General features: G+C 41.3%; 41 protein-coding genes and 1 pseudogene. 40 read left to right on the plus strand and 2 right to left on the minus strand.

Annotated elements, in window-relative coordinates; all coding sequences use genetic code 11:
* From tuf to rplQ, 31 genes and pseudogenes are all read left to right on the plus strand, one after another.
* Positions 1-138 (plus strand): annotated as a pseudogene (tuf, locus tag EO115_RS07705) (elongation factor Tu); the annotation flags it as partial.
* Between the two features lie 159 nt (positions 139-297).
* Entirely contained in the window at positions 298-609 is a 312-nt protein-coding gene (rpsJ, locus tag EO115_RS07710) for a 30S ribosomal protein S10 (RefSeq protein ID WP_126938377.1), read from the plus strand.
* A gap of 19 nt (positions 610-628) precedes the next feature.
* Complete coding sequence (gene rplC, locus EO115_RS07715; protein WP_009353879.1) at positions 629-1270, plus strand: 50S ribosomal protein L3; 642 nt, start codon at positions 629-631, stop codon at positions 1268-1270.
* Positions 1271-1295: 25 nt separating this feature from the next.
* Positions 1296-1919, plus strand: a complete 624-nt coding sequence (gene rplD, locus EO115_RS07720; protein WP_126938378.1) for a 50S ribosomal protein L4 — start codon at positions 1296-1298, stop codon at positions 1917-1919.
* Positions 1919-2203 (plus strand): 50S ribosomal protein L23, encoded by a 285-nt coding sequence (gene rplW, locus EO115_RS07725; RefSeq protein WP_009353943.1) that lies wholly within the window; start codon positions 1919-1921, stop codon positions 2201-2203. The genes rplD and rplW overlap by 1 nt, the downstream gene beginning before the upstream one ends.
* A gap of 23 nt (positions 2204-2226) precedes the next feature.
* On the plus strand, positions 2227-3057 hold the full coding sequence (rplB, locus tag EO115_RS07730; protein WP_126938379.1) for a 50S ribosomal protein L2: 831 nt from the start codon (positions 2227-2229) through the stop codon (positions 3055-3057).
* Positions 3058-3079: 22 nt separating this feature from the next.
* Complete coding sequence (gene rpsS / locus EO115_RS07735; RefSeq protein WP_126938380.1) at positions 3080-3361, plus strand: 30S ribosomal protein S19; 282 nt, start codon at positions 3080-3082, stop codon at positions 3359-3361.
* Between the two features lie 11 nt (positions 3362-3372).
* Positions 3373-3708: a 50S ribosomal protein L22 gene (gene rplV / locus EO115_RS07740; RefSeq protein ID WP_009353926.1), complete on the plus strand. Its 336-nt coding sequence runs from the start codon at positions 3373-3375 to the stop codon at positions 3706-3708.
* 18 nt (positions 3709-3726) lie between these two features.
* Positions 3727-4392, plus strand: coding sequence for a 30S ribosomal protein S3 (gene rpsC / locus EO115_RS07745; protein WP_126938381.1), 666 nt, complete (start codon positions 3727-3729; stop codon positions 4390-4392).
* Positions 4392-4829, plus strand: coding sequence for a 50S ribosomal protein L16 (rplP, locus tag EO115_RS07750; RefSeq protein ID WP_126938382.1), 438 nt, complete (start codon positions 4392-4394; stop codon positions 4827-4829). The genes rpsC and rplP overlap by 1 nt, the downstream gene beginning before the upstream one ends.
* On the plus strand, positions 4819-5019 hold the full coding sequence (gene rpmC / locus EO115_RS07755) for a 50S ribosomal protein L29 (RefSeq protein ID WP_009353915.1): 201 nt from the start codon (positions 4819-4821) through the stop codon (positions 5017-5019). Before rplP ends, rpmC begins: the two co-directional genes overlap by 11 nt.
* Before the next feature lie 39 nt (positions 5020-5058).
* Entirely contained in the window at positions 5059-5319 is a 261-nt protein-coding gene (rpsQ, locus tag EO115_RS07760; RefSeq protein WP_009353932.1) for a 30S ribosomal protein S17, read from the plus strand.
* 24 nt (positions 5320-5343) lie between these two features.
* Positions 5344-5712 (plus strand): 50S ribosomal protein L14, encoded by a 369-nt coding sequence (gene rplN / locus EO115_RS07765; protein WP_009353930.1) that lies wholly within the window; start codon positions 5344-5346, stop codon positions 5710-5712.
* A 16-nt stretch (positions 5713-5728) separates the two neighbouring features.
* The gene (gene rplX / locus EO115_RS07770; protein WP_126938383.1) at positions 5729-6046 is read left to right on the plus strand and encodes a 50S ribosomal protein L24; all 318 of its coding nucleotides are present in this window, start codon (positions 5729-5731) and stop codon (positions 6044-6046) included.
* A 28-nt stretch (positions 6047-6074) separates the two neighbouring features.
* Positions 6075-6614: a 50S ribosomal protein L5 gene (gene rplE, locus EO115_RS07775; RefSeq protein ID WP_126938384.1), complete on the plus strand. Its 540-nt coding sequence runs from the start codon at positions 6075-6077 to the stop codon at positions 6612-6614.
* A 17-nt stretch (positions 6615-6631) separates the two neighbouring features.
* Complete coding sequence (gene rpsN, locus EO115_RS07780) at positions 6632-6901, plus strand: 30S ribosomal protein S14 (protein ID WP_126938385.1); 270 nt, start codon at positions 6632-6634, stop codon at positions 6899-6901.
* 28 nt (positions 6902-6929) lie between these two features.
* On the plus strand, positions 6930-7328 hold the full coding sequence (rpsH, locus tag EO115_RS07785) for a 30S ribosomal protein S8 (RefSeq protein WP_126938386.1): 399 nt from the start codon (positions 6930-6932) through the stop codon (positions 7326-7328).
* 24 nt (positions 7329-7352) lie between these two features.
* Positions 7353-7898: a 50S ribosomal protein L6 gene (rplF, locus tag EO115_RS07790; protein WP_126938387.1), complete on the plus strand. Its 546-nt coding sequence runs from the start codon at positions 7353-7355 to the stop codon at positions 7896-7898.
* 31 nt (positions 7899-7929) lie between these two features.
* The gene (rplR, locus tag EO115_RS07795; protein WP_126938388.1) at positions 7930-8292 is read left to right on the plus strand and encodes a 50S ribosomal protein L18; all 363 of its coding nucleotides are present in this window, start codon (positions 7930-7932) and stop codon (positions 8290-8292) included.
* An 18-nt stretch (positions 8293-8310) separates the two neighbouring features.
* Complete coding sequence (gene rpsE, locus EO115_RS07800) at positions 8311-8811, plus strand: 30S ribosomal protein S5 (protein ID WP_126938389.1); 501 nt, start codon at positions 8311-8313, stop codon at positions 8809-8811.
* 14 nt (positions 8812-8825) lie between these two features.
* Positions 8826-9005 (plus strand): 50S ribosomal protein L30, encoded by a 180-nt coding sequence (gene rpmD, locus EO115_RS07805; protein ID WP_009353936.1) that lies wholly within the window; start codon positions 8826-8828, stop codon positions 9003-9005.
* Between the two features lie 19 nt (positions 9006-9024).
* A complete protein-coding gene (gene rplO / locus EO115_RS07810) occupies positions 9025-9465 on the plus strand; it encodes a 50S ribosomal protein L15 (protein ID WP_009353906.1) in 441 nt (146 codons plus the stop codon).
* A gap of 1 nt (position 9466) precedes the next feature.
* The gene (secY, locus tag EO115_RS07815) at positions 9467-10729 is read left to right on the plus strand and encodes a preprotein translocase subunit SecY (protein WP_126938390.1); all 1263 of its coding nucleotides are present in this window, start codon (positions 9467-9469) and stop codon (positions 10727-10729) included.
* Between the two features lie 11 nt (positions 10730-10740).
* Complete coding sequence (locus EO115_RS07820) at positions 10741-11304, plus strand: adenylate kinase (protein ID WP_126938391.1); 564 nt, start codon at positions 10741-10743, stop codon at positions 11302-11304.
* A gap of 3 nt (positions 11305-11307) precedes the next feature.
* Positions 11308-12078: a type I methionyl aminopeptidase gene (map, locus tag EO115_RS07825; protein WP_126938392.1), complete on the plus strand. Its 771-nt coding sequence runs from the start codon at positions 11308-11310 to the stop codon at positions 12076-12078.
* Positions 12079-12100: 22 nt separating this feature from the next.
* Positions 12101-12319: a translation initiation factor IF-1 gene (gene infA, locus EO115_RS07830; protein ID WP_009353944.1), complete on the plus strand. Its 219-nt coding sequence runs from the start codon at positions 12101-12103 to the stop codon at positions 12317-12319.
* Between the two features lie 26 nt (positions 12320-12345).
* A complete protein-coding gene (gene rpmJ, locus EO115_RS07835) occupies positions 12346-12459 on the plus strand; it encodes a 50S ribosomal protein L36 (RefSeq protein ID WP_007391661.1) in 114 nt (37 codons plus the stop codon).
* Positions 12460-12481: 22 nt separating this feature from the next.
* Entirely contained in the window at positions 12482-12850 is a 369-nt protein-coding gene (gene rpsM / locus EO115_RS07840) for a 30S ribosomal protein S13 (RefSeq protein ID WP_126938393.1), read from the plus strand.
* Between the two features lie 15 nt (positions 12851-12865).
* The gene (gene rpsK / locus EO115_RS07845) at positions 12866-13255 is read left to right on the plus strand and encodes a 30S ribosomal protein S11 (RefSeq protein WP_009353912.1); all 390 of its coding nucleotides are present in this window, start codon (positions 12866-12868) and stop codon (positions 13253-13255) included.
* 51 nt (positions 13256-13306) lie between these two features.
* Entirely contained in the window at positions 13307-14314 is a 1008-nt protein-coding gene (locus EO115_RS07850; RefSeq protein ID WP_126938394.1) for a DNA-directed RNA polymerase subunit alpha, read from the plus strand.
* A gap of 14 nt (positions 14315-14328) precedes the next feature.
* Positions 14329-14667 (plus strand): 50S ribosomal protein L17, encoded by a 339-nt coding sequence (gene rplQ, locus EO115_RS07855; protein ID WP_009353923.1) that lies wholly within the window; start codon positions 14329-14331, stop codon positions 14665-14667.
* A 113-nt stretch (positions 14668-14780) separates the two neighbouring features.
* Here rplQ and EO115_RS07860 read toward each other — a convergent pair whose 3' ends face one another.
* Positions 14781-16526, minus strand: coding sequence for a class I SAM-dependent methyltransferase (locus tag EO115_RS07860; protein ID WP_164724089.1), 1746 nt, complete (start codon positions 16524-16526; stop codon positions 14781-14783).
* A gap of 351 nt (positions 16527-16877) precedes the next feature.
* Here EO115_RS07860 and EO115_RS07865 point away from each other — a divergent pair, with 351 nt between their 5' ends.
* The 5 genes from EO115_RS07865 to EO115_RS07885 all read left to right on the plus strand — a co-directional run bounded on the left by EO115_RS07865 (position 16878) and on the right by EO115_RS07885 (position 20603).
* Positions 16878-17720, plus strand: coding sequence for an energy-coupling factor transporter ATPase (locus tag EO115_RS07865; protein ID WP_126938396.1), 843 nt, complete (start codon positions 16878-16880; stop codon positions 17718-17720).
* Entirely contained in the window at positions 17705-18574 is an 870-nt protein-coding gene (locus EO115_RS07870) for an energy-coupling factor transporter ATPase (protein WP_126938397.1), read from the plus strand. Before EO115_RS07865 ends, EO115_RS07870 begins: the two co-directional genes overlap by 16 nt.
* On the plus strand, positions 18564-19370 hold the full coding sequence (locus tag EO115_RS07875; RefSeq protein WP_126938398.1) for an energy-coupling factor transporter transmembrane protein EcfT: 807 nt from the start codon (positions 18564-18566) through the stop codon (positions 19368-19370). Before EO115_RS07870 ends, EO115_RS07875 begins: the two co-directional genes overlap by 11 nt.
* A gap of 8 nt (positions 19371-19378) precedes the next feature.
* Complete coding sequence (truA, locus tag EO115_RS07880) at positions 19379-20158, plus strand: tRNA pseudouridine(38-40) synthase TruA (protein WP_126938416.1); 780 nt, start codon at positions 19379-19381, stop codon at positions 20156-20158.
* Between the two features lie 136 nt (positions 20159-20294).
* Complete coding sequence (locus tag EO115_RS07885; protein ID WP_126938399.1) at positions 20295-20603, plus strand: hypothetical protein; 309 nt, start codon at positions 20295-20297, stop codon at positions 20601-20603.
* Positions 20604-20722: 119 nt separating this feature from the next.
* Here the strand turns inward: EO115_RS07885 and EO115_RS07890 are convergent, their stop codons facing one another.
* Entirely contained in the window at positions 20723-22093 is a 1371-nt protein-coding gene (locus EO115_RS07890; protein WP_126938400.1) for an NCS2 family permease, read from the minus strand.
* A 333-nt stretch (positions 22094-22426) separates the two neighbouring features.
* On the opposite strand from EO115_RS07890, the gene EO115_RS07895 reads away from it, so the two are divergent.
* The 4 genes from EO115_RS07895 (at position 22427) to EO115_RS07910 (ending at position 25372) form a co-directional block, all read left to right on the plus strand.
* The gene (locus tag EO115_RS07895) at positions 22427-22843 is read left to right on the plus strand and encodes an Rrf2 family transcriptional regulator (protein ID WP_126938401.1); all 417 of its coding nucleotides are present in this window, start codon (positions 22427-22429) and stop codon (positions 22841-22843) included.
* Positions 22844-22874: 31 nt separating this feature from the next.
* Positions 22875-23312: a MarR family winged helix-turn-helix transcriptional regulator gene (locus tag EO115_RS07900; RefSeq protein WP_126938402.1), complete on the plus strand. Its 438-nt coding sequence runs from the start codon at positions 22875-22877 to the stop codon at positions 23310-23312.
* A 156-nt stretch (positions 23313-23468) separates the two neighbouring features.
* Complete coding sequence (locus EO115_RS07905; RefSeq protein ID WP_126938403.1) at positions 23469-24677, plus strand: MFS transporter; 1209 nt, start codon at positions 23469-23471, stop codon at positions 24675-24677.
* 323 nt (positions 24678-25000) lie between these two features.
* Complete coding sequence (locus EO115_RS07910; protein ID WP_126938404.1) at positions 25001-25372, plus strand: cupin domain-containing protein; 372 nt, start codon at positions 25001-25003, stop codon at positions 25370-25372.
* Positions 25373-25518: the final 146 nt, after the last annotated feature.

The raw sequence follows: 25518 nt of genomic DNA on the forward strand, positions 1-25518 counted from the left end.
ATGTGTATGCCTGGTGATAACATCACTATGAACATCGAGCTTATCACTCCAATCGCTATTGAAGAAGGCTTACGTTTCGCGATCCGCGAAGGTGGCCATACAGTAGGCGCTGGTGTTGTTACAGCTATCGAAGCATAATCTAACTGATAGATTATCTATATAAACCGTGCAATCAAGGAGCGGCAGTCCTGCCGCTCTTAGGTTGTGTATAAACTATGATATAGAAGGTTGCCCTTGCGAGGGAGAATTTCTATGGAGCAGTTCATTCTGGAAATGGACGAAGGGAGATATATAACAATGGCAAAACAACAAAAAATTCGTATTCGCTTAAAAGCATATGATCACAAAGCATTAGATCAAAGTGCGCAACGCATCGTAGAAGTTGCAAAACGCAATGGCGCATTGGTTTCTGGACCAATTCCATTGCCAACTGAAAAAAACATTTTCACGATTCTTCGTTCTCCACATGTTAACAAAGATTCCCGTGAACAATTCGAAATGCGTACACATAAACGCTTAGTAGAAATTATTGAACCAAATTCGAAAACAGTAGATGCAATCACTCGCTTAGATTTGCCAGCTGGTGTATCTATTGAAATAAAATTATAAGAAATAAGGAGGTGCGATTATGTCTAAAGCTATTTTGGGTAAAAAGTTAGGAATGACTCAAGTCTTCACAACTGAAGGCAAACTAGTTCCTGTCACTGTAGTGGAAACTACACCTAGCGTAGTAGTGCAAGTAAAAACTGTTGAATCCGACGGTTACAATGCAGTACAGCTTGGTTACGGTTCCATTAAAGAAAAACATTTAACTAAACCTGTAAAAGGCCAGTTCGATAAAGCCGGCGTAGCGCCAGTTAAATATCTTCGTGAACTTCGCCTTGCTGAAGCAACTGATTACACAGTGGGCCAAACTCTGGCAGCTGATATCTTCGCAGAAGGTGAGCTAGTAGATGTTGTGGGTACAGGTAAAGGTAAAGGTTTCGCTGGTACAATCAAGCGTCATAACTTTAGCCGTGGTCCTGAAACTCATGGTTCCAAATCTCATCGTGAACCAGGTTCCATCGGTCCAATGATCTCCGGTGGCGGCGGTAAAGTATTTAAAGGTAAAAAACTTCCTGGACAAATGGGTGGTGGCAGAGTTACTGTACAACGTCTATCTGTTGTAAAAGTTGATACTGAACGTAACCTTTTATTAATCAAAGGTGGCATCCCTGGTGCTAAAGGTAGCCTAGTGATGGTTCGCAACACAGTAAAACCTGTTAAATAACTAATTGTCGAAAGGAGGATACATAATGCCAACAGTAACTAAATACAACATGTCCGGCGCTAAGGTCGGAGAAATCCAGTTGAATGATGCAGTATTCGGTGTTGAAGTAAACGCTGCTGTTATGCATCAAGCCGTAGTTCGTCAATTGTCTAACGAACGACTTGGTACACATGCAACAAAAACTCGAGGAGAAGTACGCGGTGGCGGTAAAAAACCTTGGAGACAAAAAGGTACAGGCCGTGCTCGTGCTGGTTCTAGCCGTTCCCCAATTTGGGTAGGTGGTGGTATCACTTTTGGTCCACAACCACGTAGCTACTACAAAGCTATGCCTCGTAAAGCTAGACGCTTAGCAGTTAAATCTGCATTATCTGATAAAGTAAATAACAGCGAATTGTTCGTAATCGACGAATTGAAATTAGCTGCACCAAAAACTAAAGAAGTATTAAACGTTCTTAACAACTTCAAAGTTGGTGACGCAAAAGTTCTTTTCATCACTGATGGTGATGTAAATGTGGAATTGTCCGCTCGTAACATTCAAGGTGTAAAAGCGCTTCCATACACGAACATCAATATCTTCGATTTATTGCATCACGACAAACTCTTCATCGCTGAAGGTGCTATTGCAAAAATTGAGGAGGTGCTTGGATAATGAACAAATTTGATGTATTAATTCGTCCAATCATTACAGAAAAAACAACTTTGTTAATGCAAGAAAACAAATACACTTTCCAAGTTCCTTTGAATGCGAACAAAGTAGAAATCCGTAAAGCTGTTGAATCAATCTTCAACGTAAAAGTAGAAAAAGTAGCCACAATCCGTGTATTAGGAAAAACTAAACGCATGGGTCGCACAATGGGTAAACGTAGCGATTACAAAAAAGCTATCGTAACTCTAAAAGCTGGCGAAACTATTGAATTATTTGAAGGTGTATAAGAGTCTAGTAAGGAGGCCCAATAATGGCAATTAAATCATTTAAACCGTACTCCGCTGGTCGTCGGTTTATGACAGTGTCTGCCTTTACTGAAATTACAGCAAGCAAACCTGAAAAATCCTTGCTCGCGAAAGTAACTTCTAAAGGTGGTCGTAATAACACTGGTAAAATGACAGTACGTCATCAAGGTGGCGGTCATAAACGTCAATACCGTATTATTGACTTCAAACGTACTAAAGATAATATCCCAGCTCGCGTAGCTACAATCGAATACGATCCTAACCGTAGTGCTCGTATCGCATTGTTAAACTATGCAGATGGCGAAAAACGTTATATCATTGCTCCACATGGTCTTAAAGTGGGTGATGTAGTTTACTCCGGTCCTGAATCCGATATTAAACCAGGTAACGCGTTACCATTGGCTAATATCCCATTGGGTACTCAAGTACACAACATCGAAATGAAAATCGGTAAAGGCGGACAAATCGTTCGTTCTGCTGGTACTTCCGCTCAATTAATGGCGAAAGAAGGCAACTACGCATTACTTCGTTTACCATCTGGTGAACTTCGTCGTGTACGTGTAGAATGCCGTGCTACAGTAGGTGTTGTATCTAACATTGACCATGAAAATATCACTATTGGTAAAGCTGGCCGTCAACGTTGGAAAGGCATTCGTCCTGGCAACCGCGGTGTTACAATGAACCCTTGTGACCATCCACATGGTGGTGGTGAAGGTAAATCTCCAGTAGGTCGTAAACATCCTGTTACACCTTGGGGTAAACCAGCTCATGGCGTTAAAACTCGCGATAAAAAGAAAGCTTCTAGCAAGCTAATCGTTAAACGTCGTACAAAATAGGATATAGGAAGGAGATATAACAGTGTCCAGATCAATTAAAAAAGGCCCTTTTGTCGCAGAATCTCTTCTGAAGAAAATTGATGCCTTAAATGAAACTAATGATAAAAAAGTAGTAAAAACCTGGTCCCGTGCATCTACTATTTTCCCACAATTTGTAGGCCATACGATTGCTGTGCATGATGGTCGCAAACATGTACCTGTATTCATTACAGAAGATATGGTAGGTCATAAATTAGGTGAGTTCGCTCCTACACGTACTTATAAAGGACATGGTAAGGACGAAAAAACTACAGGCAGAAAATAGGAGGATTTAACATGGAAGCAAAAGCAATCGCTAGACATATTCGTATTGCGCCTCGTAAAATCCGCATCGTTGCAGATTTAGTGCGCGGTAAAAACATCGGCGAAGCATTTGCCATCTTGAAGTTTACTCCGAAAGTTGGCGCCGATGTAGTAACTAAAGTTTTGACATCTGCTATTGCAAATGCAGAACACAATTTTGATATGAATGTAGATAATCTTTATGTGTCCGAGATCTTCGTTGATCAAGGCCCAACAATGAAACGCATTCATCCTCGTTCCCGTGGACAGGCTTTCAAAATTTTGAAACGTTCTAGCCACGTAACAGTAGTTGTTAAAGAAAGAGCTTAATCGAAGGAGGGAAACAGAGTGGGTCAAAAAGTAAATCCACATGGCTTGCGTGTTGGTATCGTAAAAGATTGGGACGCAAAATGGTATGCTGATAAAGATTTCGCATCTAACCTTCATGAAGACGTTAAAATTCGTAACTTCTTGAAGAAAACACTTTTCATTGCTGGTATTTCCCGCATTGAAATTGAGCGTACAAATAAACGTATTAAATTAACAATCCACACAGCTAAACCAGGTATGGTTATCGGTAAAGGTGGACAAGGTATCGAAGATATCCGTAAAGAATTAAAACGTTTCACAGATAAACAAATCGATGTAAATATTGCTGAAATTAAACAAGTAGACATGGAAGCTCAACTTGTTGCTGAAAGCATTGCGGGACAATTGGAACGCCGTGTAAGCTTCCGTCGCGCAATGAAACAAGCAGTTGGACGTACTATGCGTTTAGGCGCTAAAGGTATCAAAGTAATGGTATCCGGTCGTCTTGGCGGTGCAGAGATCGCTCGTAGCGAATCTTACCGTGAAGGTTCCATTCCACTTCACACACTTCGTGCTAATATCGACTATGCAACAGCAGAAGCACATACAACATATGGTTGCATCGGTATTAAAGTATGGATCTACAAAGGTGAAGTTTTGCCAGAAGCTAAACAAACATCTAAAAAGGAAGAAGGTGACAACTAATGCTAATTCCAAAGCGCGTAAAACATCGTAAACAATTCCGCGGTCGTATGAAAGGCCGTGCAATGCGTGGTAACAAAGTTGCTCATGGTGATTTCGGTTTAGTAGCATTAGAGCCATCTTGGATCACAAACCGTCAAATCGAAGCAGCCCGTATTGCTATGACACGTTACATTAAACGTGGTGGTAAAGTTTGGATTAAAATTTTCCCTGATAAACCAATCACTGCAAAACCAGCAGGCGTTCGTATGGGTTCCGGTAAAGGTTCTCCAGAAAAATGGGTAGCAGTAGTTCGCCCAGGACGTGTAATGTTTGAAATGAACGGAGTGGCAGAAGAAGTGGCTCGTGAAGCTATGCGTCTTGCAAGCCATAAACTTCCAATCAAAACGAAGTTCGTTGTTAAGGGTAAAGAATTGGGTGGTGACGTAAATGAAGGTTAATGACATTCGCAATTTGAGCGCTGCCGAGTTGAACACTAAAGTTTCCGAATTGAAAGAAGAGTTGTTTAACCTACGTTTTCAACTCGCTACTGGTCAATTAGAAAATCCAATGCGTATCCGTGAAGTTAAAAAAACTATCGCTCGTATCAAAACTGTACAACGAGAAGAAGAAATTAAAGGTAACGCATAATAACAAATTTTGTTTGGATTGAATAGGAGGCTTAAAGTCGTGGCAGAAGTAAGAAATGTACGAAAAGCACGTGTAGGTAAAGTTGTAAGCAACAAAATGGATAAAACAGTTGTTGTACAAATCGATCGTAAAGTACCTCACGAATTATATAGCAAGCCAATGGTAACAAGCAAACGTTTTAAAGCTCATGATGAAAATAACGAATGCTTAGTTGGCGATATCGTAAAAATCGTAGAAACTCGTCCATTATCTAAAGATAAACGTTGGAGAGTTGTAGAAATTATTGAAAGACAAAAATAATCAGTGATGTAAGGAGGAAAAGTCATGATCCAGCAACAAACAATTTTGAATGTTGCCGATAACACTGGTGCGAAACGCATTATGTGCATCCAAGTGATGGGCGGTTCTTACCGTAAATTTGGCAATATTGGTGACGTAATCGTTGCTTCTGTAAAAGATGCATCACCCGGTGGCGTTGTCAAGAAAGGCGACGTAGTTAAAGCCGTTATTGTTCGTTCTAAAAAAGGCATCCGTCGTCAAGATGGTTCCTATATCCGTTTCGATGAGAACGCTGCTGTAGTTATTAAAGACGACAAAAGCCCTCGCGGAACACGTATTTTCGGACCTGTAGCAAGAGAACTTCGTGAAAAAGACTTCATGAAAATTATCTCCCTTGCTCCAGAAGTGTTATAAGAAGGAGGAGCTCAACATGTCCCAAAAACTACATGTTAAAAAAGGTGATACAGTTGTTGTTATCTCCGGCAAGGAAAAAGGTAAACAAGGCGAAATCATCGCTGTTGATATCAAAAAAGAACGAGTAACTGTAAAAGGTCTTAACCTAGTTAAACGTCATACGAAACCTAGCCAAGCGAACCCTCAAGGTGGCATCATCGAAAAAGAAGGTACAATCCATGCTTCTAACGTAATGGTGTTAGATCCTGAGCAAAAAGTTCCAACTCGTACTAAAAAAGTTGAGGAAAATGGTTCTTTAGTTCGTGTAGCTGTTAAAAGTGGCGCTAAACTTTAATTGATAAGGAAAGGAGGTCTTTTACAAAATGTCTCGTTTACAAGAAAAATATACTTCTGAAATTAAGAAGGCTTTACAAGAGAAATTCCAATATGGAAACGTAATGGAAATTCCTAAATTAGAAAAAATCGTAATCAATATCGGCGTAGGCGATGCTGTTGGTAACTCCAAAGCATTGGATTCTGCTGTTAAAGATTTAGAAATCATTGCTGGTCAAAAACCAGTTGTAACTCGCGCGAAAAAATCCATTGCGAACTTCAAAGTTCGTGAAGGTATGCCTCTTGGCACAAAAGTAACTCTTCGTGGCGAACGCATGTACGAATTCCTCGATAAATTGATTAATGCGGCATTGCCTCGCGTACGTGACTTCCGTGGTATCAGCGCTAAAGCGTTTGACGGCCGTGGTAACTACGCATTAGGCCTTAAAGAGCAATTAATCTTCCCTGAAATCGAATACGATCAAGTTGAACGTGTTACAGGTATGGATATCATCTTCGTAACAACAGCTAACACTGACGAAGAAGCTCGTGAATTATTGGCACAATTCGGCATGCCTTTTGAAAAATAATTAGGAGGAAACGATAGATGGCTAAAAAATCTATGATCGAACGTGAGAAAAAACGTGCACGTATCGTTGCAAAATATGCAGCAAAACGCGAAGCGTTAAAAGCAGCAGGCGATTATGAAGGTTTATCCAAATTACCTGCCAACGCATCCCCAACACGCTTGCACAATCGTTGCAACTTAACAGGTCGTCCTCATGGTTATATGCGTAAATTCGGTATTAGCCGTATTGCGTTCCGTGAATTGGCGTACAAAGGACAAATCCCTGGCGTGAAAAAAGCTAGTTGGTAATAGGATAACGAGAGGAGGTTTTTAGAAGATGGTAATGACAGATCCAATTGCGGATATGCTGACTCGCATCCGTAATGCAAACTCTGCACTTCATGAAACAGTTGAAATCCCTGCTTCTAAAATGAAGGCTGCTGTATTAGCTATCCTTAAAGACGAAGGTTTCGTTAAGGAAGTTGAAACAGTTGAAAATGAAAAACATGCTACTTTGAAAGTAACATTGAAATATGGTTCTAATAATGAAAAAGTAATTACCGGTATTAAACGTATCTCTAAACCAGGCCTACGTGTATACGCGAAAAAGGAAGAACTTCCTCGTGTACTTGGCGGTTTAGGTATTGCAGTTATTTCTACATCTAAAGGCATTATGAGCGACAAACAAGCTCGTAAAGAAGGCTTAGGTGGCGAAGTAATTGCTTACGTATGGTAATCATAGCAATAGGAGGTAGAAAGAATGTCACGTGTCGGTAGAATGCCTATCGAGATCCCAGCTGGCGTAACAGTATCTCAAAACGAGCATACGTTAACAGTTAAGGGTGCAAAAGGTGAATTAACTCGTACTTTCCATCCAGACATCAACATTACTGTAGAAAATAACGTAATCACAGTAACTCGTCCTAGCGATGGAAAAGAACACCGTTCTTTACACGGTTTAACTCGTGCTCTTGTTGCAAATATGGTAACAGGCGTACATGAAGGCTTTACTAAAACTTTAGAAATCAATGGCGTTGGTTACAGAGCAGCTAAGCAAGGTAACAAACTTGCTTTAACATTGGGCTTCTCCCATCCAGTTGAGATGGAAGCTCCTGCTGGTATTACAATCGAAGTTCCAGCTCCTAATAAAATCGTTGTTACAGGCGCAGACAAAGAAGTTGTTGGTGCAGTAGCAGCTGATATCCGTAAATGGAGAAAACCAGAACCTTACAAAGGTAAAGGTATCCGTTACGAAGGCGAAGTTGTTCGTCGTAAAGCAGGTAAAGCTGGCGCTAAAGGTAAGTAATAACAGTTTACATTAGAAAGGAGTGGACATCTTGGCAGGAACATCCAAACGCAAAATTGCTCGTGCAAAACGTCATTTACGTTTACGTCGTCACATTTCCGGTACGGCTGCACGTCCTCGCTTGAACGTATTCCGTTCTCTAAGCAATATTTATGCTCAAGTCATTGATGACGTAGCTGGCAAAACAATCGTATCTGCTAGCTCTCAAGATAAAGAATTAAATCTTTCCTACGGCGGTAACGTAGCTGCTGCTAAAGCAGTTGGTGAAGCTGTTGCGAAAAAAGCAATCGCTGCAGGTATCGATACAGTAGTATTCGATCGCGGTGGTTACATTTATCATGGTCGTGTAGCAGCCCTTGCAGAAGGCGCTCGTGAAGCAGGCTTAAAATTCTAAGAAGGAGGAACTATAGACATGGCAAGAATTGATTACACAACTCTTGATCTTAAAGAAAGAGTAGTATTCATCAACCGCGTAGCCAAAGTTGTAAAAGGTGGTCGTCGTTTTTCCTTCAGCGCCCTTGTAGTTGTTGGTGATGGCAACGGTCATGTAGGTGTTGGCTTAGGTAAAGCTGCGGAAGTACCTGATGCAATCCGTAAAGGTATTGATGATGCTAAGAAAAACCTTATTCATGTTGTTATTAAAAATGGTACAATCCCTCACACAGTTACAGGAACATTCGGCGCAGGCCGCGTATTCTTGAAACCAGCTGCTGAAGGTACTGGAGTTATCGCTGGTGGCCCAGTTCGTGCCGTATTGGAATTAGTAGGTGTTCGCAACATCTTGACTAAATCCTTGGGATCTTCTAACCCTAACAACATGGTTCGCGCAACACTAGAAGGTTTATCTCAATTGAAACGAGCTCAAGACGTAGCTGCACTTCGTGGCAAAACTCTTGAAGAAATTTACGGTTAATAAGGAGACCTATGATGGCACAAGTTAAAGTAACATTAACAAAAAGCTTAATCGGTCGTCCTGCAGATCAACGTGCGACTGTTAAAGCTCTTGGATTGAAAAAAACTAACTCTCAAGTAGTTAAAGAAGTAACACCTCAAATCGAAGGTATGCTTCATAAAGTAAGACATTTAGTAAAAGTAGAAGAAGTATAATAGATAAGGAGGTGCACGAATGAAACTTCATGAATTAGCTCCGGCTGCAGGTTCCAAAAAAACTCGTACTCGTGTAGGTCGTGGTCTTGGATCCGGTTTAGGTAAAACTTCCGGTCGTGGTCAAAAAGGTCAAAATTCTCGTAGTGGTGGCGGTGTGCGCACTGGCTTCGAAGGTGGCCAAATGCCTCTTTATCGTCGTTTACCAAAACGTGGTTTCAAAAATATCTTTGCACTTCAATATGCAGAAGTTAATGTATCCCAATTGAATCGTTTCGAAGACGGTGCAACTGTTGATCCAGTAGCTCTTATTGAAGCTGGTATTTTGAAAAATGTACGTGATGGTATCCGTATCCTTGGTAACGGAACTTTAGAACGTAAATTAACTGTTATCGCTAACGGTTTCACAAAATCTGCAGTAGAAAAAATCGAAGCAGCAGGTGGAAAAGTAGAGGTGATCTAGGGTGCTAGCTAGCCTCTTGAACATCACAAAAGTAACGGAGTTACGAAACAAAGTAGTCTATACATTGCTTATGTTCATTGTCTTTCGCTTAGGTATCCATATCCCGGTACCTGGCGTAGAGGCATCTGTTATTGAAAGCTTATTCACTAGTGGTAACTTATTCGGTTTACTGGATTTGTTTGCCGGTGGTGCATTAAGTAAATTCTCTATCTTTGCAATGAGTATTACACCATACATCAATGCATCGATTATCATGCAATTATTGGGTGCTGTAATACCGACATTTGAAGCGTGGAGCAAAGACGGAGAAGAAGGGCGTAAAAAAATTGCTAAAGTGACACGATATGGTACAGTTGTACTTGGCTTTATCCAAGCCTTTGGTATGACCTATGCCTTACGTGCTAGCAATGCGCTGATAGACAATAGCTTCATGTCTGTTATTTTGATTTCCATTATCCTCACAGCAGGTACTTGTCTGTTGATGTGGATTGGGGAACAAATTACAGCTCATGGCATAGGTAATGGTATTTCACTCATTATCTTTGCAGGTATCGTGGCTCGATTCCCTGATGGAGTTCAAACCATATACCAATACCTACAAGTAGGTACAATCAATGTATTTCAAGCGGTTCTATTTGCTATCATTGCGGTAGCTATGATCGTTCTTGTAATTGCTGTGACACAAGGCCAACGTCGTATTCCTATCCAATACGCTAAACGCGTAGTAGGAAGAAAAATGTATGGTGGTCACTCAACATTCCTGCCGTTGAAAGTCAATCAAGCAGGGGTTATTCCCATTATCTTTGCGTCATCCATATTGATGTTCCCAGCCACATTGGCTCAATTTGTTCAAGTACCTTGGGTACAAACAGTAGCAAGTTATTTCCAATGGGGAACGCCGATACAAACTATTTTGTATGCTGTATTGATTTTATTTTTTACATACTTCTATACAGCCATCTCTATCAATATTACGGATATGGCAGATAATATGAAAAAACACGGTGGTTTTATCCCAGGTATTCGCCCAGGAAAACCGACTGCTGATTATGTGGACCGAGTAATGACTCGTATCACATTAGTAGGTGCATTTTTCTTAGCTTTTGTGGCAATCCTACCAAATATGATTGGTGGATTGACAGGCATTCAAGGTGTGTACTTTGGTGGTACAGCGCTACTGATCGTAGTGGGTGTAGCATTAGACACAATGCAACAAGTAGAATCTTTAGTGTTAACACGCCAATATAAGGGCTTTGTGAAATAGGAGATAATGATATGTATATTTTATTAATGGGGCCTCCAGGTGCTGGTAAAGGCACGCAGGCAGCTCGTCTAATTGAAAAATATGGTATCCCTCAAATTTCTACAGGTGACATGTTCCGTGCCGCTGTGAAAGAATCTACTCCATTAGGATTAGAGGCTAAGAAATATATGGATGCTGGACAATTAGTGCCAGATAGCGTTACCATTGGCATCGTTCGTGAACGCTTGTCCAAGGATGACTGTAAAGCAGGTTTCATTTTAGATGGCTTCCCTCGTACAACAGCACAAGCTGTTTCTTTGGACGCGATTTTAAAAGAAATGAATATCGTCCTTGATGCTGTACTTAATTTAAGTGTTCCATCTGAAGAGTTGGTTCGACGCATCAGTGAACGAGCACGTCTTGAAAATCGTGATGATGACAAACCAGAAACAGTACAAAAGCGTCTTGCTGTATACGAAGAGTCTACTAAACCATTGATCGATTATTATCGCAATAGCGGTCAATATGTAGAAATCGACGGCTTACAAGATGTGGACACAGTATTTGCAAATATCGTTAAGGCTTTGGAGAAATAATCAATGATTATTTTTAAATCGCCCGAAGAAATTGAGCATATCCGTAAGGCATCTCAACTTACAGCAGCAACGTTAACCGAGCTTGCTAAACTAGTAAAGCCGGGCGTTTCAACGCTTGAGTTAGACCAATTTGCCGAAGAATATATTCGCAGTCATGGAGGAATTCCTAGCTGCATAGGTTACTATGGGTATCCGGCAACTATCTGTGCTTCCGTAAATCATGAAGTAGTACATGGGATTCCTAGCGCATCTCGTATACTCAAAGATGGTGATGTCATCAGCATCGATTTAGTATCATCTATTGATGGATATCATGGAGATTCAGCAATTACCGTTCCAGTAGGAGAGGTAAAACCTAAAGTGTATGAGTTGCTTAAAGTCACAGAAGAATGTCTATTTAAAGGCATTGAACAAGCTGTAGCTGGCAATCATGTAGGAGATATTTCTCATGCTGTACAATCTCATGCAGAACGCCATAGATATGGTGTTGTACGAGATTTCGTAGGGCATGGCTTAGGAAAAAATATGCACGAAGACCCTCAGATTCCAAATTATGGTACTAAGGGCAAAGGTCCAGAACTTAGACCAGGAATGGTCATCTGTATTGAGCCAATGATTACTATGGGCACGCACAAAGTAAGAGTGCTTGAAGATAACTGGACAGCAGTGACAATGGATCGAAAACCTGCTGCTCACTTTGAACATACTGTAGCCATTACAGAACATGGTACAGAAATTCTTACATTGCGTGATACACCGAGGTTAATACAATAACCAGTAACCGGAGGATAAAGATATGTCAAAAGAAGACGTTATTGAAGTGGAAGGTACGGTCGTTGAGGCATTACCGAATGCCATGTTCCAAGTAGAATTGGAAAATGGTCATGTCGTATTGGCTCATGTGTCAGGTAAAATGCGTATGAATTTTATCCGTATCCTTCCTGGTGATAAAGTTACTATGGAACTGACACCATATGACTTAAGCCGTGGTCGCATCACCTATCGCTTTAAATAAGCATAGGGTCCACAAAGGAGGTACTTATGAAGGTTAAACCATCAGTTAAAAAGATATGCGAAAAATGTAAAATTATTAAACGTAAAGGCCGCGTAATGGTTATTTGCGAAAACCCAAAACATAAACAAAAACAAGGATAATTGATAGGAGGTGGATGAATAGATGGCACGTATAGCCGGTGTAGATTTACCACGTGACAAACGTGTGGAAATTGGTTTAACTTATATTTACGGTATCGGTCTTACTCTTTCTAAAGAAGTATTAGCTAAAACTGGTATCAACCCTGATACTCGCGTTCGTGATTTAAGTGAAGATGAAGTAGCTAAAATCCGTGAACTTCTTGATGGAGAGTATAAAGTAGAAGGTGATCTTCGTCGTGAAGAAGCCCTTAACATTAAACGCTTAATTGAAATCAACTCCTATCGCGGTAAACGTCATCGTATGGGACTACCTTGTCGTGGTCAACGTACGAAGACAAATGCTCGTACTCGTAAGGGTCCTCGTAAAGCAATCGCAGGTAAGAAGAAATAATAAAGGAGGGATATTGTGGCTAAGAAAACAGTTAGATCCAAAAGAAAAGAAAAGAAACATATCGAATCTGGTGCAGCGCATATTCGCTCCACTTTTAACAACACTATCGTTACAGTAACAGACGTAAACGGTAATGCTCTTTCTTGGGCATCTGCTGGTGGTCTAGGTTTCCGTGGTTCCCGTAAATCCACTCCATTTGCAGCACAAATGGCAGCTGAACAAGCAGCGAAAGCAGCTATGGAACACGGTCTTCGCACTGTAGAAGTATTTGTTAAAGGTCCAGGATCTGGTCGTGAAGCAGCGATTCGTGCGTTGCAAGCAGCTGGTCTTGAAGTAACTAGCATTAAAGATGTGACTCCAATTCCTCATAACGGCTGTCGTCCTCCAAAACGTCGTCGCGTATAATCTGAGCTATATACTTAGAATAGTGACAAGTTTTAGAGGAGGGTATACCTGATGAGCGAAGAAAAAAAACTAAGAATCGAGAAAGTACATATGACCGAAGATGGTCGTTATGGTAAATTCGTATGTGAACCATTAGATCGTGGTTATGGTATTACTCTCGGTAATAGCTTGCGTCGCATTTTGCTTTCATCCTTAGATGGAGCAGCAATTACTTCCATCAAGATTAACGATGTACTTCATGAGTTCTCTACGATTGAAGGTGTTCGTGAGGATGTATCCGATATTATTCTGAATCTTAAACAGTTGTGCCTTCGCATTGATGAAGAAGCATCTGTTCCGATGGAGGTTCATATTGATGTTCGTAAAGATGGAGTATTAACGGCGGCTGATTTGATTCAATTCATGCCACCTGAAATTGAAGTCTTAAATCCAGAACTAGTTATTGCTACAATGGATGAAGCAGCTCATCTTGTAATGGATGTGCGTATCGAACGCGGTAAAGGATATGTACCATCTACTAAGAATAAACGGGAAGATGATCAAATTGGACAAATTCCTATTGATTCTATTTTCTCGCCAATTCTACGAGCTAAATATGAAGTCAGTGATGTCCGTGTGGGCAACGAAATGGACTTTGATAAGCTTACATTAGAAGTTTGGACAAATGGTTCCATCAGTGCTTCCGATGCTATTGCCAAATCTGCAGCAATTATGATTTCCTATTTAGGAAACTTCACACGCTTGGCTCACTCTCATGATATGATTGATATCGGAGATAATGACGCTGAGTTGACAACTGCTGGAGGCCAAGAAAATAGCGAAGTCGAAGCTGAATCTAATGGACCAACGACAATTCCTATTGAAGATCTTGAGTTGTCTGTTCGTGCTTTCAATTGCTTGAAACGTGCTAACATTCATACAATCGGTGACTTAACTGGTAAAACAGAAGATGAACTAGGAAAAATCCGCAATTTAGGGAAAAAATCTGTAGATGAAATTCTAGAGAAATTGAAATCATATAATGATAGCAATGAGTCCCTAACATCTCAAAGCGAATAAGAGGAGAAAGACTAATGGCATACAGAAAATTAGGCCGCAACAGTTCCGCTCGTAAAGCGTTGTTCCGCGGTATGGTAACATCTCTCTTCGTACATGAACGCATTGAAACAACAGAAGCAAAAGCAAAAGAGCTTCGCAAATATGTTGATGAAATGATTACATTGGGCAAACGTGGCGACTTACATGCTCGTCGTCAAGTTCTTGCTTTTCTTATGAACGAAGATGCAGTAAAAAAATTATTTGATGAAATTGCTCCAAAATATGCTGAGCGCAACGGTGGTTACACTCGTGTAATCAAACTTGGCCTTCGTAAAGGCGATGCAGCTCCATTGGCTATTCTTGAGCTTGTATAATCAAACGCAATCTGGTTGTGATAGGATGAGTTTCACTCATTCTGTTGCAGCCTTTTTTGCTTTATAGGCAAAACAGCGACTCTGTCCGGTAGGATGGAGTCGCTGTTTTGGTATTAATTAAATTGTGTCTCGTCTACTTCGAAAAATCCAAAGTATTCCATACGTCGAATCATTTCTTCGTAGAAAGCGAGGATCATGGTGTATTTGGTGGATTGTTGTAAGGCTAGAGGGCTAATGCTTTCTTCTGTCATAGCCTCGTAGATTTTGCACATCACATCGTGTTTTGTAGTAGGCTTGCTGAGGAGTTTCATGAACTCTAAATCTTCTTCATTGAAATCGGAAATAGGGTCATTGTAGCGATTGCCAGGGTAGATGTAAGCGTTTACGCCTTCTTGTGGCATAATCTCTACGAATGGAATATAGCGCTCGGGGATGTAGCTTTTCTTCTCTTCAAAAATATGATGTTTGAAAGGATGTTCTGTTTCCAACACGGACAGGCTGATGCCACCTTGAATGATATGTTCTACTAGGAATTGATAGAACAATGGTAAGCACATGTTAGGAATGGTATGTTCTCCTGTATAGGTCACTAATGTATTGTTTTTTACATAGAAATGAGGACCCTCTTGTTGGAATAAATTTGCCAAGCCTTTAGCTATAGATTTGGTATGATCATTATTACCGGAAGTACCGCTAGCGTTATCATTAGATGAATTAGCAGGATTAGTATCGCTATTGGTATTTGCTGCACTTTCATGAATATGATTAGGATCTGTTACAGAAATAGGCATCCGTTTTGCCAACTCTTCAAAGATGGGTTCTAAATGCTCCGATGGAATGCGAAGGGTGAATAGGAATTGTTCCAAGCTGTGTTGGAAGTCTGCATCTGCGACAGATGTTTCGGTAATGCGTTTTGGTGTAGCTCCCTTGTGTGTAAACAAGGATTTACGGAATGCTGTGTTCAGCATGAAATCGATGTACTGTTCTCGAGCCAATGGATCATGAGGGGCTAGGTCATGTAATTTAGTGCGCAATGTTTCGTCATACACATCAGGGAATGATAAATTTAGATCGCAATCGCAGAGGTAGGTAAATCCATGCTCTGCCATATGGTCCATGCATTGGTGAAAGTACACCGGCGTGTTCACTGGCTCTAAATGGTCATGACCTACATAGCAATCTTGTTTTTGTAATGTTTGGCGCAAGGACTGTAAAAATGATGCCTGTTGGGTTTTTACCGTATCGTACTCAAGCATAAGAGCGCCTAGCTTACTAGCTATCGTTTTACCGTGGCGAACTTTTTCACGATGGTTCAAGGTGTCGATATCCTTATTGGCAAACTCCAAGAGAGCGCGAACGCTATCCATCTTATGCCAACCTGGGTAAGTGTTATAGGACATGTACAAGATGCCGTTCGACCCTAGATGCTCTTTGCAAAGGCGAAGAAAATTATCTTTTGTATCTTGGTCCACCCAAGAATAGAAACCATGGGCAATGATGTAATCATAGGTGCCGAGGTGTTGGTGACTTTCATTCACATCGCCTTCTAACAAGGCAAGGTTCGTGATGCCTAATTGGTCGATGTAGGTCTTGCCTACGCTCACTTGGGTGGGGGCAATTTCGATGCCTGTGAAAGTCGCCTTCGGATAGAACAGGGCCTGAGAAATTAAATTACCGCCGTAGGAAGATCCGATTTCCAAAATACGAGCTGTGCTAGCAGGAGCTGGTGAAAGGCCTAATAGACGAGCGTAACTTTCAAGAAATGGAGCAGACGCATACGGGAAAGGCTGGGAAAGATACCCTAAGTCAGCGTAGATTTCTTTGGCTTGCTCTTTAGTCATTCGTGTGTTGTATCGCATAAAAACTCCTTTATTCTCTGAAGTGTCATAGTATCCACTCATGAGCTATAGTGAGTGGTTTATTTCATATAGTTATATACTTATAAGTATATCAGAAATAGGGCGATTTATATACTGTTTGCCTTTGTGTGAAAGTTAGAAAGTCGATTTGCTATACCTTCGTTGAGACAGATAGATATAAAAGACTATATAAGACTTAATAAGTGGTTGTAAGTAGATGTGCAATTATTTGTCAACCTTTTAGAATCAACACAGGTTGCCTATTGTATGAATGCCACCTACAAGGTATAATGAAAGAGATTGTAATACGAAGTAACAATTGTACTTACGTAGAGAGGAACGAGAATAAGAATGAATGAAATTATGATCGCTACGGACCATATGAGTCATGTCTATCAAGATGAAATGGGCCGTGAGGTACATGCCCTCAAGGATGTGAGTGTTCACATCAGGGAAGGGGAATTTGTCAGTATTATCGGAACCAATGGCAGTGGCAAGAGCACATTGGCCAAACATTTTAATGTATTGTTACAGCCTACATCTGGTACCGTTACCGTTTTAGGAATGGATACAAATGATGAAAGCTTAATTTGGAATATTCGCCAGAATGTAGGGATGGTATTCCAAAATCCAGATAATCAAATCGTAGCGGCTATTGTCGAAGAAGATGTAGCCTTTGGACCAGAAAATTTAGGAGTACCGGCTCCAGAAATCCGTAAACGTGTGGATGCAGCGCTAGCTTCTGTGAATATGTCGGAGTATGCCTTGCATGGACCGCATTTATTATCGGGCGGACAAAAACAACGCATTGCGATTGCGGGCGTATTAGCTATGAAGCCGAAGTGCATTATTTTAGATGAACCGACGGCTATGCTAGATCCAAAGGGTCGTAAAGAAGTAATGGATACGGTGTATCGTCTCAATAAAGAAGAGGGGATTACCATTGTTTTCATTACCCACTTTATGGAAGAAGCGGCCTTAGCGGATCGTATCATTGTGATGAAACAAGGGGAAGTCATTGATGAAGGGGCTCCTAAAGAAGTGTTTATGAATGTAGATACTTTAAAAGGGTTAGGCCTAGATGTGCCAGTGCCATCAGAAATTGCGGTGCGCTTACAAGATAAAGGTATTGCTATGCCAAGTGGTATTACTACGAATGAAGAGTTAGGGGAGGCCTTATGTCAATTCAATTAGAACATGTCACCTACACCTATGGACAGGGAACTCCTTTTGAAAAAACAGCCTTACATGATATTAACTTGACCATCCATGAAGGAGAATTTGTAGGGATTATTGGTCATACAGGGTCCGGTAAATCGACATTGGTGCAACATTTAAATGGATTGTTACATCCTACGTCAGGGACTGTCACAGTGAATGGCGTTGACTTGGTGGGAAAAACAAAAGAAGTCAAAGAGATTCGCCATCAAGTAGGGATGGTTTTTCAATATCCAGAACATCAATTATTTGAAGAAACCATAGCTAAAGATATTGCCTTTGGGCCGCGTAATTTAGGATATGATGATGCGGAAGTAGATCGCCGTGTGCGAGAAGCCATGGAATTTGTAGGCTTAGACTATGATACGTACGCAGATCGATCTCCTTTTCATTTATCGGGCGGACAAATGCGCCGTGTTGCCATTGCAGGTGTCATCGCTTTGGACCCGTCCTATTTAATTCTTGATGAACCATCTGCGGGACTAGACCCATTTGGGCGAGAAGAAATTTTTGGAGAAATTATGAAATTACACAAGGAAAAAGGCATTACGGTTATCCTTGTGTCCCATAATATGGAAGATATTTCTCGTATGGCCAATCGTCTCATTGTGATGCATCAAGGTCAGGTGTTATTGGATGGAAATCCTATAGAGATTTTCCACCATGATCGTGAAACATTGCAATCTGCAGGCGTCGATGTGCCACCTCTGTCACAGACATTACAATCATTGGCAGACCGCCAGATTCCAGTGAATATTGACCGTGTTCATGTACAAGAGGCAGTAGAGGATTTGTATGCCTATGTAAAGGAGGTGCGCCATGTTAAGTGATATTACGATTGGACAGTACTTCCCAGGGAACTCTGTGCTGCATCGCATGGATCCACGGGCGAAAATTATGGCTACCATGCTCTTTATCGTAGCTATCTTTTTTGCGGATAGCTTGGTGACGTACAGTATTGTAGCTGCCTTTACGTTTGGCTGTATGGCGCTATCTCGGTTGCCACTGCGATTGATTTGGCTATCGATTAAGCCATTGTGGGTAATCATTGTATTTACGTTGGCGATTCATATCTTTACTACACCAGGGGAGTACCTATTCTCCTACGGTTGGCTTCATATTAGTCGCGAAGGTCTTAACTTAGGGGGCCTCATGGCAGCACGATTGATTTTCTTAATCGTCTTTTCCTCCTTGTTGACCTATACAACGTCGCCGATTCGATTGACGGATGGTATTGAGCGGTTGTTGAATCCTTGGAAACGCATTGGTGTCCCAGCTCATGAACTAGCGATGATGATGACCATCGCTTTGCGCTTTATCCCTACATTACTAGAGGAAACAGATCGCATTATGAAAGCCCAAGAATCTCGTGGTGCAGACTTTACGACCGGGTCCTTGGTGAAACGGGCTAAGAATATGGTGCCTTTATTAGTGCCATTATTTATCAGCGCCTTTCGTAGAGCTGATGAGTTAGCGGTAGCTATGGAATCTCGTTGCTATCGTGGTGGCGAAGGTCGTACCCGTATGAAAGAACTGAGCTATTCTAACTTGGATTTCTATGGCGTAGGAGCAGTGGTTGTAGTTAGTCTATTACTCGCCGTATTGCGTTGGGGCTTTGGTATATGACAGAGGGTATGAGAACGATACAGCTTATCGTTGCCTATGATGGGACGGAGCTATGTGGATACCAACGACAACAGAATGGTCCTACAGTGCAAGGCTATTTGGAAGAAGCCTTATCCAAAGTTTGTAATGAACCTATCACAATTTATGGTTCATCTCGTACCGATGCAGGAGTACATGCGAGGGGACAAGTAGTGGCTTTCACCACGATGGGGAAGATTCCCGTCCACAACTTGATGCGCGCCCTCATCGCACATATGCCACCATACATTGTGGTTCGTGAGGCCAAGGAATTGCCATCAGATTGGACACCCCATCAGTATGTGAAAGGCAAAGAATATATCTATACCATTCATAATGATGCTGTTGTGGATCCTTTGCAGCTGCGCTATGCCTACCATGTGCGCAAGCCTTTGGATATAGAAGCGATGGCACAAGCGGGGAGAGCGTTGGAGGGAACGCATAATTTTAGTTCTTTTAAAGGGCACAATACAACGGTACAAGATCCAGTGAAAACGATGTACGCTGTGAAAGTGCAGCAACAAGGCCCTACTGTGCGTATTCATGTCATCGGCGATGGATTTGTGTATCACATGGTGCGGAATATGGCAGGCTTCTTGGTGGATGTAGGCTTAGGTCGCTTTCACCCAGAGGATGTACCACGTATTATCGCTGGAGAGAACCGGCAGTTAATCGGCAAAACAGCGCCAGCACATGGCCTATGTTTAGATACTGTATTTCTAGATACAGATAGTTTGGACGCCGCCGTGGCTAGATTCTCTCATATATAAATGAGTAGGCGAATCGCCTCTTCTATCCTGCATAGATAGAGGTAAAGTGTATAAAAATCCTATACCATATAGGTAGTAATAATATATAGTAGTAGATAGTAAGATCGCTTAGCCATACGGTTAGGCAGAGGAGGTTATGATGAAAGAAGACGGAATCCACACACACATTGCGATTAAAATGCCAGAGTATGTGATCGATGTAGATGCATTGGTCAATGATCCTGTGAATCGCCGTAAGTTGGCGCGTTTCATTATGAAACGTCATTTAGACATGGATACAATCATTGATGAATTTGTGGCAAATCCAGAGAACGAAGCGGAATTGATGCGCTTTGCTGCATCTGTGGTGTTCTCTAAAACAGGTCGCGATATGATGAATGAAATGAGCGATGATGTATTGCCATTATTCTTTGAAGAAGCCGTATACGAAGACGATTTATTATAAGTAATAGGCATATAAAAAAGAGGAACGTTGATGTTGTTTCATCAACGTTCCTCTTTGTATATAAGGGCGTATGTGACTACGTCCCTTTTGTATAGGTATTGTATGTTTACAGTTTATGATTACTCGAACCAAATGTATTTAGCTAATACGATAGCACCTAATACATACATAAACCAGTGTACATCTTTATGACGTCCAGTGATGAACTTCATTAATGGATATACGATTAAACCTGCTGCTACACCATTCGCAATGCTGTATGTAAACGGCATTAATACAATCACTAGGTACGCAGGGAAACCTTCTGTCCAATCGGAGAAATCGATTTCACGAATAGCTTCCATCATCAACGCACCTACTAAGATGAGTACGGGAGCTGTGGCTGCATTCGGCACTAAGGCAATAAGAGGAGCAAAGAATAAGCAAAGGATGAACATGATACCGCAAGTTACAGCTGTCAAACCTGTTCGCCCACCAGCACCGACACCAGCAGCACTTTCAACGAAGGCTGTAATGGTACTGGAACCTAGCATTGCCCCGAAACTAACGCCAAGGGAGTCTACAATCATGGCTTTACCAAGACCAGGGAATTCACCTTTTTTCGGATCTGCAATGCCTGCTTTAGAGGCCGTCGCAATCAAGGTACCCATAGAGTCAAACAATTCTACGAAGGTGAAAGAGAAAATAATCGTCACCAGGCCTACATGGAAGGCAGATGCAATATCTAATTCCATAAAGGCTACTTTACTGAAATCAGGAATGGCCATAATGCTCATAGAGTCTGGCAACGTAGCTACGCCAGTGGCATAGGCCAGGATAGATGTGGTGATGACACCAATCAATAGAGAGCCTGGTACACGGCGAGCCATCAAGGCTGCAGAGAAGAACAATCCGAATAAGGATAATAGTACTTCTGGATTGCCTAAGTTACCAAGTGTCAATAATGTTTCAGAAGGAGCAGGAGCACCGTGTCCTTTCGCGCTGACAATATCATTTAACGTACCTGGTTGTAAAGATAAAGCAATGGTCATAAGGCCAGATAGTTTTAAACCAATGATACAAATGAATAAGCCAATCCCTACGGTAATGGCAATTTTTAATGATGTAGGAATTGCTTCGATGATGAGTTGACGAATTCTTGTTAATGTGAGCACAAGGAATACAAGACCGGATATGAATACGGCACCTAATGCTGTTTGCCAACTCAATCCCATACCGAGAACAACGGTAAATGAATAGAATGCTAATAGCCCTACACCTGGTGCTAAGGCAATTGGATAGTTGACAAATACGCCCATAGCGATTGTGACTAAACCACCACCTAAGGCTGTGGCAATTAATACGGCATCTTTATCCATACCAGCTAAACTTAATAAGTTTGGCGCAAGCAATAGAATGTATGCCATGGTAATAAATGTAGTAAGCCCGGCAAGGACTTCCGTACGGATCGTAGTATTTCGCTCTTTTAGTGCGAATAACCGTTCTAACATGGTACCCCTCCTAGAAATAAACAATAGTACTTCCTTATTGTAGCACAGTACACATGGATAATATAGAGGGTTTGGCAAAATTTATTCAAAAAAATTATAAAAGTTTTATTTTTTATAATTATATTTAATAAATAGATAATGAAAAGTTAACAAAGGCATATATAGAATTTGCGAGGTGTAAAAAACTTTATTTATAGTATTATATATTCATATAGTGGAGTGTATATATGCGTTTTATGCATTATATATGCAGATTAATATATAGACAAATTTCGGTATTCTTTATATAATACTAAACAAGGAATAAATCCTACTTTTGAAGAGGTATTATTTATGAAAATTTCTACTAAAGGTCGATATGCACTTAGAGTGTTAGTAGACTTAGCAGAACATAGTAAGGATCGTAATGTATCCATTCGGGAACTAGCAGAGCGCCAAAAAATTTCTGATAAATATTTAGAAGGAATTGTGGCTCGCTTAGGTGCCGCTGGTTATGTAAAGAGTGTGCGTGGTAAATATGGTGGGTACCAGCTCACAAAAGAACCAAAAGACTATACGGTATATGATATTTTAGCAGCTACGGAGGATTCCATTGCTGTTGTGGCTTGTCTAGAAGACGAGGTCAATACATGTCCGTTAAGCGAAGGTTGTCGTACATTGCCATTATGGGAACATTTACAAAATCACTTACGAGAGTATATGCAAAGTTTAACATTACAAGACGTAATCGATCGTCATTTTACAGTGTAGTTTGTAAGGGAATGAGTAAGGGAAGAGAAAGATGAAAAAAGAGAATCAAATGAATTTGGAAAGCCAACTGGCGTTTCCTCTGTACATTACGGCGAAAGAAGTAATTCGCTCCTTTCAACCTGTGTTGTCTGCGTTGGACTTAACGTACACGCAATACCTAGTGATGATGGTCATTTGGGAATACAAGACAGCAAATTTGAAAATGATTGGAGATAGAATTAGCCTAGACTCTGGTACATTGACACCATTGTTACGCAAATTAGAAGCGAAAGGCTTTATCACTCGTGAACGATTCAGAGGAGATGGCCGCTCCATGGTGATTCAATTGACCGCAAAAGGTCAGTCCTTGCAGAAAAAAGTGAAACATTTACCGAATGTGATGGACGATGCAATTGGATTGTCTGCAGAGGAAGAACAAACATTGCGTGCCTTATTAGCAAAGATGATGCGCAATATAGGTGCGAAATAAGAAAGAGTATATAGATGACTCTTTTGTAACACATAGAGGATACTTGATGATGAGAAATCAGGTATCCTCTATGTTATTTGTATGGGAATAAAAGATGTGGAATCGCTCTTAGATATGTTACAATACATTCATAGATATATGTAAAGGATGTGAAGTATGAAAGGATTACAGCAAACGGGGATGGTCGCTGTTTGGATATTGACAATTGGCATGTCCTTATTGGCGGTTTGTTATACCATGATCATTCCCTTTTTACCAGTCTATTTATTAGAACTCGGTGTGGAGCAGGAGGGCTTGGCCCTTTGGTCTGGACTTACCTTTTCCATATCGTTTTTTGTAGCAGCCGTGATGGCGCCTATATGGGGGCGTTTGGCAGATCGTCATGGCAAAAAATTGATGGCCATTCGGGCAGGGATACTCATCGGCGTGTCCTATTTGATTGGGGCTTTTGTGCAAGATGCATTTCAACTATTGTTAGTGCGCGCCTTTCAAGGGTTTGCCAATGGATTTATGCCTGCGGCGATGACCATGGTATCCCTATCAGTGCCGAAGGAACGAGTAGGCACGGCTATGGGAATATTTCAGATGGGCCTAGTTCTAGGCAATACGGTAGGACCTTTTACAGGTGGTCTTACAGAACTGGCCGTTGGAATGCGACCTGTCTTTTTGGTGGCGGGCATTACCTTGTTCATTGTGACAGCAGCCGTGGCTGTCTTTGTGAAAGAACCAATCGTAGAAACGGAGAAGCCTGTACAAGTGTCTTCGTTTATGGATGATCTGCGAGAAGCGAAGCGGAATCGCGTACTGATTCATATATTAGCACTCTACTTTGTAGTGCAGTCGGCTATGCTTATGCTACAGCCAATCGTGGCTATTTATGTAGGGGATTTAAAAGGCTCTATGGAAGGAGCGGCCATGCTGGCAGGTTCTATTCTCAGCGGTGGCGGTGTCATGGGGATGATTACTACAAACTTATGGGCTGCCTATGGACAGCGGAAGGGATACTTTAAAGGGATATCCTATGCACTATTGGGCACAGGGATGGTCCTTATCTTGCAAAGTTTACCATTCGGCTTATGGTGGTTTGGAGCCTTGCAACTATTGATTGGTGTATTTATAGTTGGTATCTTCCCGTCATTAGGATCGGCGATGACCGTTAACACAGATCCATCTGTGCGAGGTCGTGTCTTTGGATTAGCCACCACAGCACAACAATTAGGCAATATGATGGGACCACTATTTGCGAGTCTAGTAGCCACATATTTCGGTATTTCCTATGTATTCTCCGTAGCGGGTTTAGGTATGGTTATCATTGGATATGTTGTACTGAAGGTGTATGGACGGCGGCCGAATATACAAGAATAGGTTTTTCTATATTTCTAAGAAAAAGGCCCCCGAAGGGCCCTCTTCATTGGTATAATTAGACTATAAAGAGTTACAGTATTTGTATTCTCCTAAAGAGAATTTGTCAACTGATCTTGACAAGATCAAATCGCATTGTTGCTATAAGAATTGGTTTGTTGTAAAATGAAGTTGGACAGCTAGACAAAATCCATAGTGATATCCCGTGCCACGCGGATGATCTATATAATGAGTGGAACAACTACGGCGAAGGATATGAGGATGTTTACTTTGACTGAGCGGCCTAAAACAATATAAAATACGAATTTCTGAAAGGAGCAAACATCATGGCAAATGAAATCACAAACGATTTTGCAACGCGACGTTTTCGCATGGCAGATGTAGCAAAGGCGGGCAATGTCGCAACGCGCACGCCAATCTACAGCACGGAGTCAACGAGCGGCGTCGTCTGGGTCATAAAGCCTGGGCAGATGATTCAGCCGCACGGTCACGCCAATGCAGATGATATATGGATCTGCATTGAGGGAGAGGGCGTCTTTTACCCTACCCCCGGAGAGGAGCACCCCATCGCGAAGGGCGATATCATCGTCTCAGCTAAGGGCATGTGCCACGGGATGAAAAATACAGGCACGAAAGACTTTGTCTTTGTCGGCATCCTCGCCCCCGTTCCTGCGGATTATTTCCGCATCGAGCCGTAAAGTGTCTGTAACAAAACAGCCCTTTAAACTAAAAAAGCTATGAGTTGATTTTATATATTCAACTCATAGCTTTTTTTCTATATTTCTAAGAAAAAGGACCTCGAAGGGGCCTCTTCATTGGTATAATTAGACCATACCAATGAATT

Source organism: Veillonella sp. CHU740, assembly GCF_003992055.1.
Taxonomy (GTDB): domain Bacteria; phylum Bacillota; class Negativicutes; order Veillonellales; family Veillonellaceae; genus F0422.